Here is a 14059-nt window from a genome sequence, read left to right on the forward strand (position 1 = left end):
TTTAAATAACAAGGAGTTTATCAAAAGATGCAGTGGATCACTTTTCGATGATCTTACTGCATCAGCCTGGCGCATTTTTGCATGATCATTAACATAGTGAGATTTTTGGACCGGTGATTCCGGTTGCAACCTTTGATACGCTCGATGAAGCGATTACACTCGCCAACGATTGTGAATACGGTTTAACCTCATCGATCTACACCCAAAATCTCAACCTTGCAATGAAACTGATCTCCCGCCTGAAATTTGGTGAAACCTACGTCAATCGGGAAAATTTTGAAGCAATGCAAGGCTACCACGCCGGCTGGCGAAAATCCGGCATTGGCGGCGCAGACGGTAAACACGGTTTAGCAGAGTATTTACAAACTCAAGTAGTGTATTTGCAGTTTGGTGATGCGCTGTAATGCTTATAAAAAAACAGGCACTTAATGTGCCTGTTTTAGTTATTCCACCCATTTCACTACGTCTTCGAGTGCTTTACGGGCTTTTGGTTTGATAGGTTTGGCACGGTAGCCGAAGGTCGCCATTACGGAAACGCCCCATTCTTGCGGATCGAACACGCCGGCATCGGCTAAGATTTGATTGACGGCTTGGTAGTCAAAGCCTTCAATCGGGCAGCTGTCGATGCCGACCAGTGCTGCGCCGGTGAGCATATTGGCGAGGGCGATGTAGGTTTGCTTGCTTGCCCAGTCAAATAACGCCCGCTCGCTTTCGAGTAAATTGCTATCGTGCTGTTGGAAAGACTTATATTTTTCAATTGCACCAACCATTTGTTCTTCGCTCAAGCCGCGTCTTACCATTGATTCACGCATAAATGCGGAGTCGTAACGGTTGTTTTTCTTGGCGAGAAACACAACGAGATGGCTGGCATCATCAATTTGGGTTGCCATTCCCCAACTGACCGGTTTGAGCTTTTGGCGAAGCTCGGGGTTTTGAATGACGACAAATTGCCAAGGCTCTGAGCCGACCGAGCTTGGCGAAAGCCGCCCTAATTCAAGGATATAATTGAAATCCTCTCGGTTGATTTTGCGAGTCGGGTCGTAATTGCGGGTGGAGGCACGGAAATGGAAGCCGTCCAGCACTTGTTGTTTGGTGATTTGTGTCATTTGCTTTTCCTTCTTTGTTAAAAATCGGGCGGATCTGACCGCGTGTTGAAACAAAAAGCCCCACGCAGTGTGAGGCTTTGCGGTTAGAGAATAAAGCGGCTTAAATCTTCGTTTTCGACCACATCATTGAGGGCATTTGCGACATAATCCGCATCAATGGTAATTGTCTCGCCTGAACGTTCGTTTGCATCAAACGAAATGCCGTCCATTAGGCGTTCAAGCACGGTATGCAATCGTCTTGCGCCGATATTTTCGGTTTTTTCGTTCACTCGGAAAGCGGATTCTGCAATGCGGCTGATGCCATCCGGTGTGAAGATGATCTCCACCCCTTCCGTTTGCATTAACGCTTTGTATTGCAGGGTGAGAGAGGCACTCGGCTCGGTTAAAATCCGTTCAAAGTCGTCTTTCGTCAGGGATTTGAGTTCGACCCGAATTGGCAAACGTCCTTGCAATTCAGGTAATAAATCGGACGGACGGGCGACTTGGAATGCGCCGGAGCAGATGAATAAAATGTGGTCGGTTTTGACCATTCCGTGTTTAGTGTTCACGGTGCTACCTTCGATAATCGGCAATAAATCCCGTTGAACGCCTTCGCGGGAAACATCGCCGCCGCTATGCTCGCTTTTTTTGCAGATTTTGTCGATCTCATCGATAAACACGATGCCGTGCTGTTCGACCGCATAGATCGCTTGCTGTTTCAGTTCTTCCGGATTGATCAATTTCGCCGCTTCTTCATCAATTAACGCTTTCATTGCGTCTTTGATTTTCATTTTGCGTTTTTTGGTTTTGTTCGGTGAAATCCCTTCAAACAGAGATTGGAGCTGGGAGGTCATCTCTTCCATTCCCGGCGGTGTCATAATTTCAACGTTCATTGGGGTGGCAATCTCGATTTGGATTTCTTTATCGTCTAACTGCCCTTCACGCAGTTTTTTGCGGAATGCTTGGCGAGTCGCTTTGCTGCTTTCGCTGTCTTCGGTATTGCCCCAGTTATCTTTTGCCGGCGGTAAGAGAATGTCTAAAATGCGATCTTCCGCCGCTTCTTCTGCACGAAAACGGTTTTTTTCGACCGCTTGTTGACGGACTAATTTGACGGCGACGTCAGTTAGATCACGGATAATAGAATCGACTTCCTTACCCACATAGCCGACTTCGGTAAATTTAGTTGCTTCCACTTTGATAAACGGGGCGTTAGCGAGTTTCGCTAATCGGCGGGCGATCTCCGTTTTACCTACACCGGTCGGGCCGATCATTAAAATATTTTTGGGGGTAACTTCTTGACGCAGATTTTCAGGTAACTGCATTCTCCGCCAGCGGTTACGCAGGGCGATTGCCACGGCACGTTTGGCTTCCGTTTGCCCGATAATGTGGGCGTCTAATTCTGATACTATTTCACGAGGGGTCATTGACATAATCGTTCTCTATTTAGGTTTAAAGGTTAAAATATGTTGTCGAGAAACATTTGGCGATCTTGCTTCAAGAAATACCGAATAGTTTCTTCGGATACACGGGATTTTTCAATATCTTGTTCGTTATAAGGCTTGCTTAAACCGCCGATAGCTACCCAATAATTCAAATCATTATAGTAATGAGGTCGCTCAACATTCTTCAGCACATTTTCATAGCATTCTTGAAAAGGGGATTTTATCTTCTCTTTTAGGATACAAATACCGATTAACATATGGTTGTCGTGCGTTTGTTGATAAATCTCTTCCATTATCGCGATAGCTTGCGGATAGTTTTGAAAAAATCAATCTGAATTGTCCCATAAAGGCGTTTCCAGCGTAAATCGCGAGGATTTTGTTGCATTTTCTCAAATACTTCGGCTGTAAAAGCTGTTTTTTCTGCCACACTATCGCAAGGGTTATCAGATATCGCTCCACTGTTTGCAGCTAAACTTCCTCAATAATATGATTAAGATTTGAGTAAATATCAATTTCGCCGGCAATTTTCAGCGCTTCTGTAACAATCTCTTTGGCGGATAAATCGCTATTGCGTAACAAGGCGAGGGCGGCAGATTTGGCATAGTTACCGCCTGAGCCGATAGCAAGCACATCGTGTTCCGGCTCAATCACATCGCCGCTGCCGGAAACCAGTAGAAAATCCGTTTGATCGGCAACAATCATCATCGCTTCTAATTTTCGCAATGCGCGGTCGGAACGCCACTCTTTCGCCAGCTCGACCGCTGATTTGACTAAATGCCCTTGGTGCAATTCCAATTTTTTCTCAAACAGATCTCGCAGAATAAATGCGTCTGCCGTTGAGCCGGCAAAGCCAACCGCCACTTTATCTTTATACAAACGGCGGACTTTCTTTACCGTGCCTTTTTCCACACAGTTGCCCAATGTGGCTTGACCATCGCCACCAATCGCCACTTTACCGTTGCGGCGTACACATACAATCGTTGTCATTTTGAATCCTTTATTTTTGCAAAACTGCTCCCTATGTGGTGGCGGATAGGGGAATTTCAAGCAAACAGGCGATGTTTGAACCAAACAAGCGGTTGTTTATGGCTTCTTTTTTGCAAAAAATCCCATTGAACTCACCGCTTGCTTAGCCGAGCGGGTGGGTTAATTGCAAAGCGACGGGGCGGTTTTGTTCAAGGCTCACTTCGGCTTTATAGACTAAAACCTGTACGCCGTGTTGGCGGGCGGTGTCGAGCAGTTCGGCATATTTGGGGTCAATATGTCGGGCGACCTCAAAGGTTTGAATGCCGGTATGCAATACGGCAAACAGAATAACGGCGCATTGTCCTTGTTTGGCAAGCTGGGTTAATTCCCGCAGATGCTTTTGCCCGCGTGTTGTTTGGGCATCGGGGAACATTCCCACGCCGTTTTCCGCCAGTAGCGTGGTGGATTTCACTTCTACGAAGCAATCGGGCTGTCCGGTACTTTTCAGCAGAAAATCAATGCGGCTGTTTTCTGCACCGTATTTTTGTTCCGGCAGGATTTGCGGGTAATCTGCCAGTTCAGTGATCCATTGTTGTTGCAATGCTTCTGCGACGAGCTGATTTGCCCGTTGGATATTGACGCAAATAAAGTGGCCTGATTGGGTTTCGGTAAGTTCCCAAGTGTGGGCATATTTGCGTTTGGGGTTATTTGAGGCTGAAAACCAGACTGTATCGCCGGCGTTAGAGCAGCCAGTCATTGCACCGGTATTGGGGCAATGGATCGTGATTTCTTCGCCGTTGGGCAGGCGAATGTCCGCCAAAAAGCGTTTGTAACGGCGTAGTAAAATGCCGTGGGAAAGCGGGGGAAATTGCATTACATTCCTTATTTGATTATATTATCGCCACTTAAAATACAATGGGAGAGTGGTGGTGTTATTATTCTTTAAGTTTATTTTATTGTATATTTTTTCGCGCATTATCGGGGATATATTTGATATTTCCGCTTCTTACATTTATTTTTCGCTTAGCTTTATTTATTTCTTTTTTTACATCAAAGCTAAACCTTAGCTTTCATAAAGTTCCAACGGTAAATTGTCCGGATCACGAAAAAAGGTAAAACGTTTTTGGGTAAGCTGATCTCGGCGAATCGGCTCACATTCAATCGCATTTTCGGCTAAGAAAGCGACCGCTTGATCAAGGTCGGAAACCCGAAAGGCGAGGTGGCGTAATCCGCAGGCTTCCGGCGTGGTTGGGCGGGGCGGCGGATTGGGAAAACTAAAAAGTTCGATTTGCGAACCGTCCGCAAACTGTAAGTCCAATTTATAGCTTTGTCTCTCTTCTCGATACTTTTCACTCACAATTTTTGCGCCTAAAATCTCGCAATAAAAGCGTTTGGATTTTGGGTAATCGGCGGTGATAATAGCAATATGATGAAAGCCTAAAATAATCTGATCGTGCATCTTATTTCCTTACAAGCGGTGTGATGGCAGATAAAGGTTGCAAAAATGCGGTCGTCATCGACCGCTTGCGAGAGTATAGACCCTTTAATTTTTATTGAAAGAGTGTGGCGTGAAAATAAAATCTCAATTCCCGTTGGCGCAATCCCGTGCCGATGCGCCGTTTGCGCGTGCCGTGTTAGCGTGGTATCAACAATATGGGCGTAAGCATTTGCCGTGGCAACAGGGCAAGACCCTTTATGGTGTATGGCTGTCGGAAGTGATGTTGCAGCAGACCCAAGTCGTTACCGTTATTCCCTATTTTGAGCGGTTTATGGAACGTTTTCCGAGTGTAACTGACTTAGCTAATGGTTCGATTGATGAAGTGTTGCACTTGTGGACAGGGCTGGGGTATTACGCGCGGGCGAGAAATTTGCACAAGGCGGCGCAGCAAATTCGGGATCAATACGGCGGCAATTTTCCGACTGACTTTGATGATGTGTTGGCATTGTCCGGTGTTGGACGCAGTACGGCGGGGGCGATTTTGTCTTCCGTGCTGGATGCGCCGCACCCTATTTTAGACGGGAATGTCAAACGGGTACTTGCCCGTTATTTTGCGGTGAGCGGTTGGGCAGGCGAGAAAGCGGTTGAGAATAAATTATGGGATCTGACCGCTTGCGTAACACCGACCACGCAGGTCGCCGATTTTAATCAAGCAATGATGGATCTGGGGGCGATGATTTGCACCCGTTCCAAGCCGAAATGCAGTCTATGCCCGTTGCAAGCGGATTGCCAAGCCAATGCCCGTCAGGCGTGGGCGGAATTTCCGGCGAAAAAACCGAAAAAAACCTTGCCGGAGCGGACGGGCTATTTTTTGATTTTAAAACAGGGTTCAAAGGTATTATTAACGCAGCGTGAGGCAAAAGGCATTTGGGGTGGGTTGTTTTCATTTCCGCAATTTGCCTCATTAAAGGAACTCAAGCGGTCGATTTCAACGAAAAATTTGCAAATATCGCAGCAATTAATCGCTTTTCGCCACACGTTCAGCCATTTTCATTTGGATATTTACCCGATATTAGTCGAGCTTCCCGCCGATTGTGTGCAGGAACAGAGTGGAAATTATGGCGTCGGCATTTCTTCAAAATCGGAATATTGGTATGATTTATGCCGACCGAGCGAGATTGGTTTACCAACGCCGATTAAACGTATTTTAGATGAATTAACTTTAACACAAGGGGATCAATAATGGCACGAACCGTTTTTTGTGAATATTTAAAACAAGAGGCTGAAGGGCTGGATTTTCAACTTTATCCGGGGGAGATCGGCAAGCGGATTTTTGATTCGATCAGCAAACAGGCGTGGGCGGAGTGGATTAAAAAACAGACGATGCTGGTGAATGAGAAAAAACTGAATATGATGAATCCCGAACACCGTAAGCAGCTAGAAACGGAAATGGTGAATTTTCTGTTTGAAGGAAAAGAAGTGCATATCGAGGGCTATGTGCCGGTTGAGAAATAGTTGGTGCTAAATGAAAAAATATCTGAAATATTTGCCGTTAGTGGCGATTATTCCGTTTTTGGTGGCGTGTAGCGGCGGCTCAAAGAAATCAACGTCTAAACGGGCGAAAAACGATTACACCAAAGATACCAAAGGGTTGGATATTCTCACGGGGCAATTCTCCCGTAATATCGATCAAATTTGGGGGGTGAATGAGCTGCTTCAAGCCAGCCAAAAAGATTACGTTAAATATACCGACCGCTATTACACCCGTAGCCATATCAGTTTTGAAGACGGGCAGATCATTATTGAAACCTTGGGCGACCAAAACCGCCTGCGGAATGCGATTATTCATACTTTATTGATGGGATCGGATGCCTCGGGCATTGACCTGTTTGCTTCCGGCGATACGCCGATCAGCAGTAATCCTTTCCTTGCCGGGCAGGTGGTCGATCATTTCGGACGCTCCGTAACCAATATTGCAGTGGCGAATGACTTTGCTACCTACTTAATTCAACATAAAACCAAAACCCGCCGCCTGAAAAACGGGCAAACGGCAACTTATGTTACGATTCCGATGATCGCAAATCACGTTGAAGTGCGGGCAAGACGCTATCTGCCAATGGTGCGGCAAGTTGCGAGACGTTACGGCATTGATGTGAGCTTGATTTTGGGGATTATGGAAGTGGAGTCTGCGTTCAACCCTTATGCCGTTAGTTATGCGAATGCGATTGGTTTGATGCAGGTTGTGCCGAGAACGGCGGGGCGGGATATTTTTGCCCGCAAAGGCTTTGGTGGTCAGCCGGATCGGGATTATCTCTACAATCCTAGCCAAAATATTGATGCGGGTACGATGTACCTGACGATTTTGCGTGATGAGTATCTAGATGGTATTACCAATCCGACCGCAAAACGTTATGCGATGATTTCAGCCTATAACAGCGGCGCAGGCGCGGTACTGCGTGTGTTTGATCGGGATAAATGGGAAGCGATCGATCGGATTAACCATTTACAGCCGGAGGCGGTATTCCGGATTTTGACCACGGCTCACCCTTCTTCGCAGGCGAGAAATTATCTTTTGAAGGTGAATAAGGCACAGCAAAAATACCGTAATGTACGCTAAAGTGTTGTTTTTTAAAGCGGTTTGAGTGAAAAGCGAACGGTTAAACGTATTTTTTTACTTTTTTGAAAAAAACGTTTGACGAGCGAGGCGGAAATCAGCATAATGCACCCCGCAAACGACGAGATGCCTCGATAGCTCAGTCGGTAGAGCAGGGGATTGAAAATCCCCGTGTCGGTGGTTCGATTCCGCCTCGAGGCACCACGAAGTCGTAAATTCTGCTCCTCCTTAGTTCAGTCGGTAGAACGGTGGACTGTTAATCCATATGTCGCAGGTTCGAGTCCCGCAGGAGGAGCCAACTTCAACTTAGTCAATGAAGTTGAAGTTTATATCTTTGTTAAAGATATCTGCAACGTCTCTATCTATTCCCCGCTGATACTTAATTAACTTATCTTTGTTAAGAGAGTATCAAAATGAAAAATCAAACTGCATCTCAAAAACCATTCATTATTACCATTGCTTCAACTAAAGGTGGGTCTGCAAAAAGTACTAATGCAGCTAATATCGGTGCGTTTTGTGCTGATCACGGCTTGAAAACCCTCCTGATTGATACCGATACCCAACCTACATTAAGTGCTTATTTTGCTTTGGAATATACCGCACCCGGCGGTATTCATGAATTTTTGACCTATCAAGATATTGAGCCAAGCCATATCATATCAAAAACAACCCTACCTAATTTAGATTTAATCCAATCAAATGATCCGACAAATAATGTCAGCCAAATGCTCCGCAATGCACCGGACGGGGCTATTCGGTTTAGTTTTTTACTAAAAAAACTCCAAGGTTATGATGTGATTATCGTCGATACCCGCGGGACGCGCGATATTACCGTCGATATGTCGGTGCTTGCAGCAGATCTTCTATTCTGTCCTATCCTTCCGCACATTTTATCGGCAAAAGAATTTATTCGCGGTACGATTGGAATGTACCAAGAGCTCCAAACTTTTGAAGCTTTTGGGTTTAAACTCCCTCCTCTAAAAGCTGTACCGAATTGTGTTGATCACACAAACGATGTTAAATTTGTGCTGGATCATCTCTATCAATTATTTGAACAAAGCCTCGGCAAAGATAAAACGCTCTTAAATTTCCATATTCCGGATAAAGTTGCCTATCGTGAGGCTGCAACCTATTCTCTGCCAGTTTATCGGCACAGTAAGACCGAATATCACGTCATTCAATCACTTTGCTCCCTGTTATTACCTCAATTTGCTCATCAATTTTTACAGGGTTTAGGAGGTAACAATGCGTAATACTAAAAATGAGTTACCTGAATTATGCTCATTAGAGGCAGAAAGTGCGGTCATCGGTAGCCTATTACTTAATCCGAAATGTTTTGATGATGTTGAACCTATTCTGCAATCACAAGATTTCTATTTGATTCACCATCGCTGCATTTTTGAAGCGACTAGCGTATTTGCACATAATAATAAGGCGATTGATATCATCACTCTTTCCGAATATTTCAAAGAAAAAGGCATATTAGAAGAAATCGGGGGCTTGGCTTATCTTGCCGAAATGGTGAAGAACACCCCTTCTAGTGTCAATGTGGAGGCTTATGCCAAGGTCGTTAGGCAATACAGTAAGCAACGCCAATTCCTCGCATTAGGGAAATTCATTATGAGTGAGGTTACTCAACCTAAAAATGCCGAGCAGTTGGATGAACTAGCGGAAAAAATTGAAAAACAGTATACCGAGATTGCTTTGAGCCAGACCGATAAAAGTGCGGCTGATTTAGCGGATATTTTTACCAAGATGTTTATCAAAATGGAAAAATCGGCACTCAATGCTGATCCGGTTACTGGCACGCCGCTGGGTATCCAAACCATTGATACATTGACCTCCGGCGGGCAAGCCGGGGAACTGATCATTATTGCCGCTCGCCCAGCCATGGGTAAAACAGCACTCTCTCTCACAGCCGCGGCTAATATTTTAGAGAAAATCACCGATCGACCTATTTTTTATTTCAGTCAGGAAATGCCGGCAGACCAACTGCTCCAACGTTTTATGGCAATGAAATCCCGAGTCGGCTTACAAAAAATTCGACACGCAACCGAATTAGAAGATGGCGATTGGGGAAAAATTGCTAATGCTGTGCAATATATTCAGCAAAATTGGACTAATCGTCTGATCATTGATGATGAAGGGGCGCTAACCGTGCAACGGTTACGCAGTAAAGTGCGCCAATATAGCCGTCAATACGGGCAACCGGCTGCGATTTTTATTGATTATCTCCAATTAATGCGTAGTACGGGCAAGCAAGAAAACCGTCATTTAGAAATTACCCAAATTTCCGGTGCATTAAAAGCACTGGCGAAAGAATTGGAATGCCCTATTTATGCGCTATCTCAATTAAATCGTAGCTTGGAGCAACGTACCAATAAGCGCCCAGTTAATTCGGATTTACGCGAATCCGGCTCTCTTGAGCAAGATGCGGATGTGATTTTGTTTATCTATCGTGATGAAGTCTATTATCCGGAAAGTGACGCGAAAGGGTTGGCTGAAATTATCATTGGTAAGCAGCGTAATGGTCCTTTAGGTAAAACAGAATGCCGTTTTTATGGTGAATTTAGTTTATTTGAGAATGAAATGAATTTAACAGGATATCGCTATGAGTAGTAAGAACAAAAAACTGGCTGATGCTATTGCACGAAACTTAAATGTTGCCCCAATGGCAAATTCTTCACCGTCGTACACTGCAGCAACGGCAACCCATTATCCGGCAACCTCACAATATATTACAGTGACACTGGATAAGCTACGTCCTTATGAACATAACCCACGGAAAACCCGTAACCCTAACTTTGAGATGATTAAGGAGTCTATCCGTCGTCGCGGGTTAGAGCATAAACCGAATATCACACAACGTCCGGGCGAACCGTTTTACATTATCGCAGACGGCGGCAATACGCGTATTCAAGCCTTAAAAGAGTTGTATAATGAAACCCAAGATCAGCGTTTTTGGTCAATTGAATGCCAGTATAAACCCTGGAAAGGTGATACCGCAGACAGTGTTGAAGCCGAACTGGATTTACTCATCGGCCACCTTATTGAAAATGACACCCGAGCAGATTTAACCTTTATTGAGAAAGCCTTGGGTATTCAGCAGGCAAAGGAATATTACGAGAAAAAACTCAATAGTTCGTTGTCAGCACGAGAGCTTTCGAATGAGTTAGAAAAAGACGGATATATTATTCAGTATTCAATGATAACTAAAATGGGACGTTGTATTGAGTTTTTATATCCATTTATTCCCGACGTATTGTTTAATGGATTAGGAAACAGCCCTATTGATAAGTTAATTGCTATTAGAAGTAATGCCCTTGAAGTATGGCAACAATATCAATTTGAGACGGACATTACCTTTGAAGCTATTTGGAAAAATAGTTTATCTCGCTGTAATGATGATAATCCGTTTAATGTGAAAATCTTTCAAGATGCGTTAATCAATGAGATGACGGACGCATTAGAGGGTAAAGTCAGCTATGAAATGCTCTATATGGAAGTGGATCTTGATGAGCGTAAATTTCAGAAACTTGCCAAGAAACAGAGGGAAATTGATGAGCAAACCAAACATAGCCAACAGGATGTGGAAAAGTTTCAGCAACAGCAATTAGGTAAAATATCGCTTGAAACGAAAGACACCTCTAATAGTACATCATCAACGACGGTGACACCGCCGCAGGCTGAAGAATCTACTACCTCTGGTGGCGATGAACATACCCAAACATCGGAAAAACCAGAAAATCCGGCAAAAAATGACCGCACTTTACAGACTGAATCAGTGTCTCCTTCTCTTAATACTGAGCCAACTCAAGCGGGTTCTGATGTTGAGTCAGTCAATAATCTTGCCCAACAGTTTGCTCAAAATTACGGTATCACGCCGGGAATGAGTATTCAAACCCAGCGCGAACAGCAAGCCGCCGCTAATGGGTTGGAATTTGCCTGTACCGGGCGGCAACCGGTTGCTGATATTTGGCAGATTTACCCGAGTCGTCAGCATAAAGCTGAAGCTTATTCACTTGCCCTCGATATTGCCGAACAGTTCGGGCTGGATGAATTCGTCGAACATATCGTCAAAGAACCGGTAGATTATAGCTTTCAAATGAAAGTGCCTGATAAAGAGTTAGAAGATGAAACCCGGCGCTCTATTTACGAATTACTCAGTATGTTGCAAACCCACGATTTGACTTACTCCGATGCCTGTTTTTTGGATACAGCGTTGTTATTAGGTTCTGCGGAACGCGAGCCTAAAATTGATGATACTACCTTGGTTAAGATTTTCCGATTAATCCGTCTTGTTCGTCACTTACGGGCAGCCGTATAAGGGAGGCACTATGCTTGATAATTTAAATAAAGTCATCTTGGATCATATCGTCAACAATATCCGGGAAGGGAATGTGAATACCTGTCACCACCTCGGTTTCTCAACGGCGGAGCTCAGTGAAATTCAACGGCTAAGCATTGACGAGATTTATGATATTGCCCAATCCAAAGTGCCGATAGCGGCAATTAGTATTGATCACAGTGCGTTCTGGAAAATGATCAAAGTGGCACAGGTCAATTCGCAAGAGCGAATGATCATTGATCGAGCGTTATTGCTGGGTGCCTCAATACAAATGCTTAATACCTACTTCGGATTAAGCACAACCAAAGTCTCTGCCCGGCGTAGTTTACTAGGCATTCGCGAAGAGCCGGGACGAAAAGCTACGGCAACCGATGAACAAAAAAGCGAGCTATGGGAATTATGGCGCAAGCATAGAGGCAGTATTCAAAATTTAGAATCAATGGAAGGGTTGGAGCTGTTAATGCTGTTTGCGGAGGAAACCCAAATTAACTTAACGGCGATTTGGCGTGCTGTTGAGCCTTGGTATCGCAATAAAAAAATAAAAGAAATTCCCCCGAGGTGAGTATCAGGCACCTCGGGGCTTGAGGATTGTATTAAAAAACTTTCCTCTCGGCTTTGTTAAGAGACCGAAAGCATTATAGCGAAATACCAAGCCAAAACAATGTAAATAATTAAACAAAGGCTTTGGAGAATTAATATGAATATTTTTGAGCAAATAACGATGACAACCAATACTGAGCAAGGGTTGCTCTTTTTTGGTAATCAACACGAAACGGTTCCGACTCGATTGCTTTATGATCCGTATCTCACGCCTCGAGCAAAATTTGCATGGCAATTAATAAAGCATAAAGCGAGAGAGTTTCAAGGCGGATTATTTCCGTCTTATGAGGTGTTAGGCAAACTTTTGTCGGATAAGCCCTATATTGATGCAACGCTATCGCGTAAAACGGTGAGCCAAACCCTATTACTTTTACGCTTGACCCGTTGGTTGACACTCTGCGAAACCCTACGCAACGATCTTGGGCAAATAAAAGGGAATGTCTATTTACTTCACGATGAGCCGATCCCTATCTTAGATGCTATCCAGCTGAATGAAGATTATCTCCATTTATTACACTAGGCAACCAAGCATAAGGATGCGGTAGTGCGGGGTGTAGCAATTCATATCGTTGACAATATCTTAGCAGATAAAACCCAGTGGCATTATGTTTCACATATTGATTGGATGAAAGCCCGCTATCAAGATTATTGTTCTCGAATTGAAAATCAAAAAGACGCTGATTTTAGCTCACTAAACTTAGATACTATTCAGCAAAATTTACTCAGTTCCAATAAGGAACTCAGCTTAAATAGTGGGGAACTCAGTCAGAAAGACGATAATTTACCGAGTTCCATTAGGGAACTTAGTCAGATTTACCCAAGTTCCAATAAGGAACTCAGTAGAGAAAAATCAGCTAACTCATTGATTTTAGGCTCAGTTCCATTAGGGAACTCTGTGAATCAATACAAGTACAGTACGGTATTTATAAATAAATACTGTACAGGTACACCGGATGAAATTGATTGGAGATTAAAACTCAGCTCATTTGAAAAGCAAACTATTGCTAAAGCGATGGAAGGGCTTGATCTTGGGTTATGTCAAGCCATCCTATTTGAAGCGGAGCAACGGTTGGCAAAAGGTAATATCAAAAAACCGCAAGGCTATTTATTAAGTCTTGTCAGGAAAGCACACTTAGGTGAATTTAATCCGTATCTACTTGAACAGCATTTGAACCAATCAACTTCAACAATCGGAATATCACCAGCTCAAACGCCTGTGCCAGTACAGACTCAAACCACTTACACTGTGCCAACAATGCAACAACGGCAAGCCAGAGCGGAGATTATACGCAGTTTTAGAGAGAGTTTTTTAAACTAAGTGCAAAATTTAACCACTGGAAAGGGGCTTTCCAAAGTATAAAATTTAATCAGTGTGTAGGGGCCTACAAAGTACAAGATTTGACCAGTGTCCAGGTGCTGGACAAAGTACAAAATTTAAGCAATGAGCAAGGGTTGCTCAAAGTATAAAATTTGGGGCTGTACTAGATAACTAGGGAAATCTAATTTCAGGTTAGAATAATCCCTATGAGAAGAAGTCGTTTAAGTCAGTACAAGCAAAACAAACTG

At 44.0% G+C, this 14059-nt stretch carries 13 protein-coding genes, 2 tRNA genes and 2 pseudogenes; 11 read left to right on the plus strand and 6 right to left on the minus strand.

The features are described from left to right. Nucleotides 1–98: 98 nt before the first annotated feature. A pseudogene (locus RO21_RS10065) lies at nucleotides 99–404 on the plus strand (aldehyde dehydrogenase family protein); the annotation flags it as partial. 39 nt (nucleotides 405–443) lie between these two features. On the opposite strand, the gene RO21_RS10070 reads toward RO21_RS10065, so the two are convergent. From RO21_RS10070 to gloA2, 6 genes are all read right to left on the minus strand, one after another. Continuing rightward, nucleotides 444–1106 (minus strand): NAD(P)H-dependent oxidoreductase, encoded by a 663-nt coding sequence (locus tag RO21_RS10070; protein WP_047977655.1) that lies wholly within the window; start codon nucleotides 1104–1106, stop codon nucleotides 444–446. A gap of 83 nt (nucleotides 1107–1189) precedes the next feature. Then, nucleotides 1190–2518: an HslU--HslV peptidase ATPase subunit gene (hslU, locus tag RO21_RS10075; protein WP_173425304.1), complete on the minus strand. Its 1329-nt coding sequence runs from the start codon at nucleotides 2516–2518 to the stop codon at nucleotides 1190–1192. A 23-nt stretch (nucleotides 2519–2541) separates the two neighbouring features. After that, the gene (locus RO21_RS10080; protein ID WP_047977657.1) at nucleotides 2542–2820 is read right to left on the minus strand and encodes a hypothetical protein; all 279 of its coding nucleotides are present in this window, start codon (nucleotides 2818–2820) and stop codon (nucleotides 2542–2544) included. Nucleotides 2821–2995: 175 nt separating this feature from the next. Beyond that, nucleotides 2996–3514: an ATP-dependent protease subunit HslV gene (hslV, locus tag RO21_RS10085; protein ID WP_047977658.1), complete on the minus strand. Its 519-nt coding sequence runs from the start codon at nucleotides 3512–3514 to the stop codon at nucleotides 2996–2998. Between the two features lie 142 nt (nucleotides 3515–3656). Continuing rightward, the gene (gene sfsA / locus RO21_RS10090) at nucleotides 3657–4367 is read right to left on the minus strand and encodes a DNA/RNA nuclease SfsA (RefSeq protein ID WP_047977659.1); all 711 of its coding nucleotides are present in this window, start codon (nucleotides 4365–4367) and stop codon (nucleotides 3657–3659) included. A 189-nt stretch (nucleotides 4368–4556) separates the two neighbouring features. Next, nucleotides 4557–4952 (minus strand): SMU1112c/YaeR family gloxylase I-like metalloprotein, encoded by a 396-nt coding sequence (gene gloA2 / locus RO21_RS10095; protein ID WP_047977660.1) that lies wholly within the window; start codon nucleotides 4950–4952, stop codon nucleotides 4557–4559. A 109-nt stretch (nucleotides 4953–5061) separates the two neighbouring features. Here gloA2 and mutY point away from each other — a divergent pair, with 109 nt between their 5' ends. From mutY to RO21_RS13770, 10 genes and pseudogenes are all read left to right on the plus strand, one after another. Continuing rightward, a complete protein-coding gene (mutY, locus tag RO21_RS10100; protein ID WP_047977661.1) occupies nucleotides 5062–6174 on the plus strand; it encodes an A/G-specific adenine glycosylase in 1113 nt (370 codons plus the stop codon). Further along, nucleotides 6174–6446, plus strand: coding sequence for an oxidative damage protection protein (locus RO21_RS10105; RefSeq protein ID WP_047977662.1), 273 nt, complete (start codon nucleotides 6174–6176; stop codon nucleotides 6444–6446). The genes mutY and RO21_RS10105 overlap by 1 nt, the downstream gene beginning before the upstream one ends. Before the next feature lie 10 nt (nucleotides 6447–6456). Continuing rightward, nucleotides 6457–7548, plus strand: a complete 1092-nt coding sequence (gene mltC / locus RO21_RS10110) for a membrane-bound lytic murein transglycosylase MltC (protein ID WP_047977663.1) — start codon at nucleotides 6457–6459, stop codon at nucleotides 7546–7548. A gap of 125 nt (nucleotides 7549–7673) precedes the next feature. After that, nucleotides 7674–7749, plus strand: a tRNA-Phe gene (locus RO21_RS10115). Nucleotides 7750–7767: 18 nt separating this feature from the next. Next, a tRNA-Asn gene (locus RO21_RS10120) sits at nucleotides 7768–7843 on the plus strand. 115 nt (nucleotides 7844–7958) lie between these two features. Beyond that, nucleotides 7959–8798, plus strand: coding sequence for a ParA family protein (locus RO21_RS10125; RefSeq protein ID WP_047977664.1), 840 nt, complete (start codon nucleotides 7959–7961; stop codon nucleotides 8796–8798). Continuing rightward, entirely contained in the window at nucleotides 8791–10164 is a 1374-nt protein-coding gene (gene dnaB / locus RO21_RS10130; protein WP_047977665.1) for a replicative DNA helicase, read from the plus strand. Before RO21_RS10125 ends, dnaB begins: the two co-directional genes overlap by 8 nt. Further along, a complete protein-coding gene (locus RO21_RS10135; RefSeq protein ID WP_047977666.1) occupies nucleotides 10157–11872 on the plus strand; it encodes a ParB family protein in 1716 nt (571 codons plus the stop codon). The genes dnaB and RO21_RS10135 overlap by 8 nt, the downstream gene beginning before the upstream one ends. Nucleotides 11873–11882: 10 nt before the next feature. After that, the gene (locus RO21_RS10140; protein WP_047977667.1) at nucleotides 11883–12455 is read left to right on the plus strand and encodes a DUF2857 domain-containing protein; all 573 of its coding nucleotides are present in this window, start codon (nucleotides 11883–11885) and stop codon (nucleotides 12453–12455) included. A gap of 135 nt (nucleotides 12456–12590) precedes the next feature. Then, nucleotides 12591–13811: pseudogene (locus RO21_RS13770) on the plus strand (STY4528 family pathogenicity island replication protein). The last annotated feature ends 248 nt before the right edge of the window (nucleotides 13812–14059 follow it).

This window comes from Muribacter muris (assembly GCF_001038205.1).
GTDB classification, from domain to species: domain Bacteria; phylum Pseudomonadota; class Gammaproteobacteria; order Enterobacterales; family Pasteurellaceae; genus Muribacter; species Muribacter muris.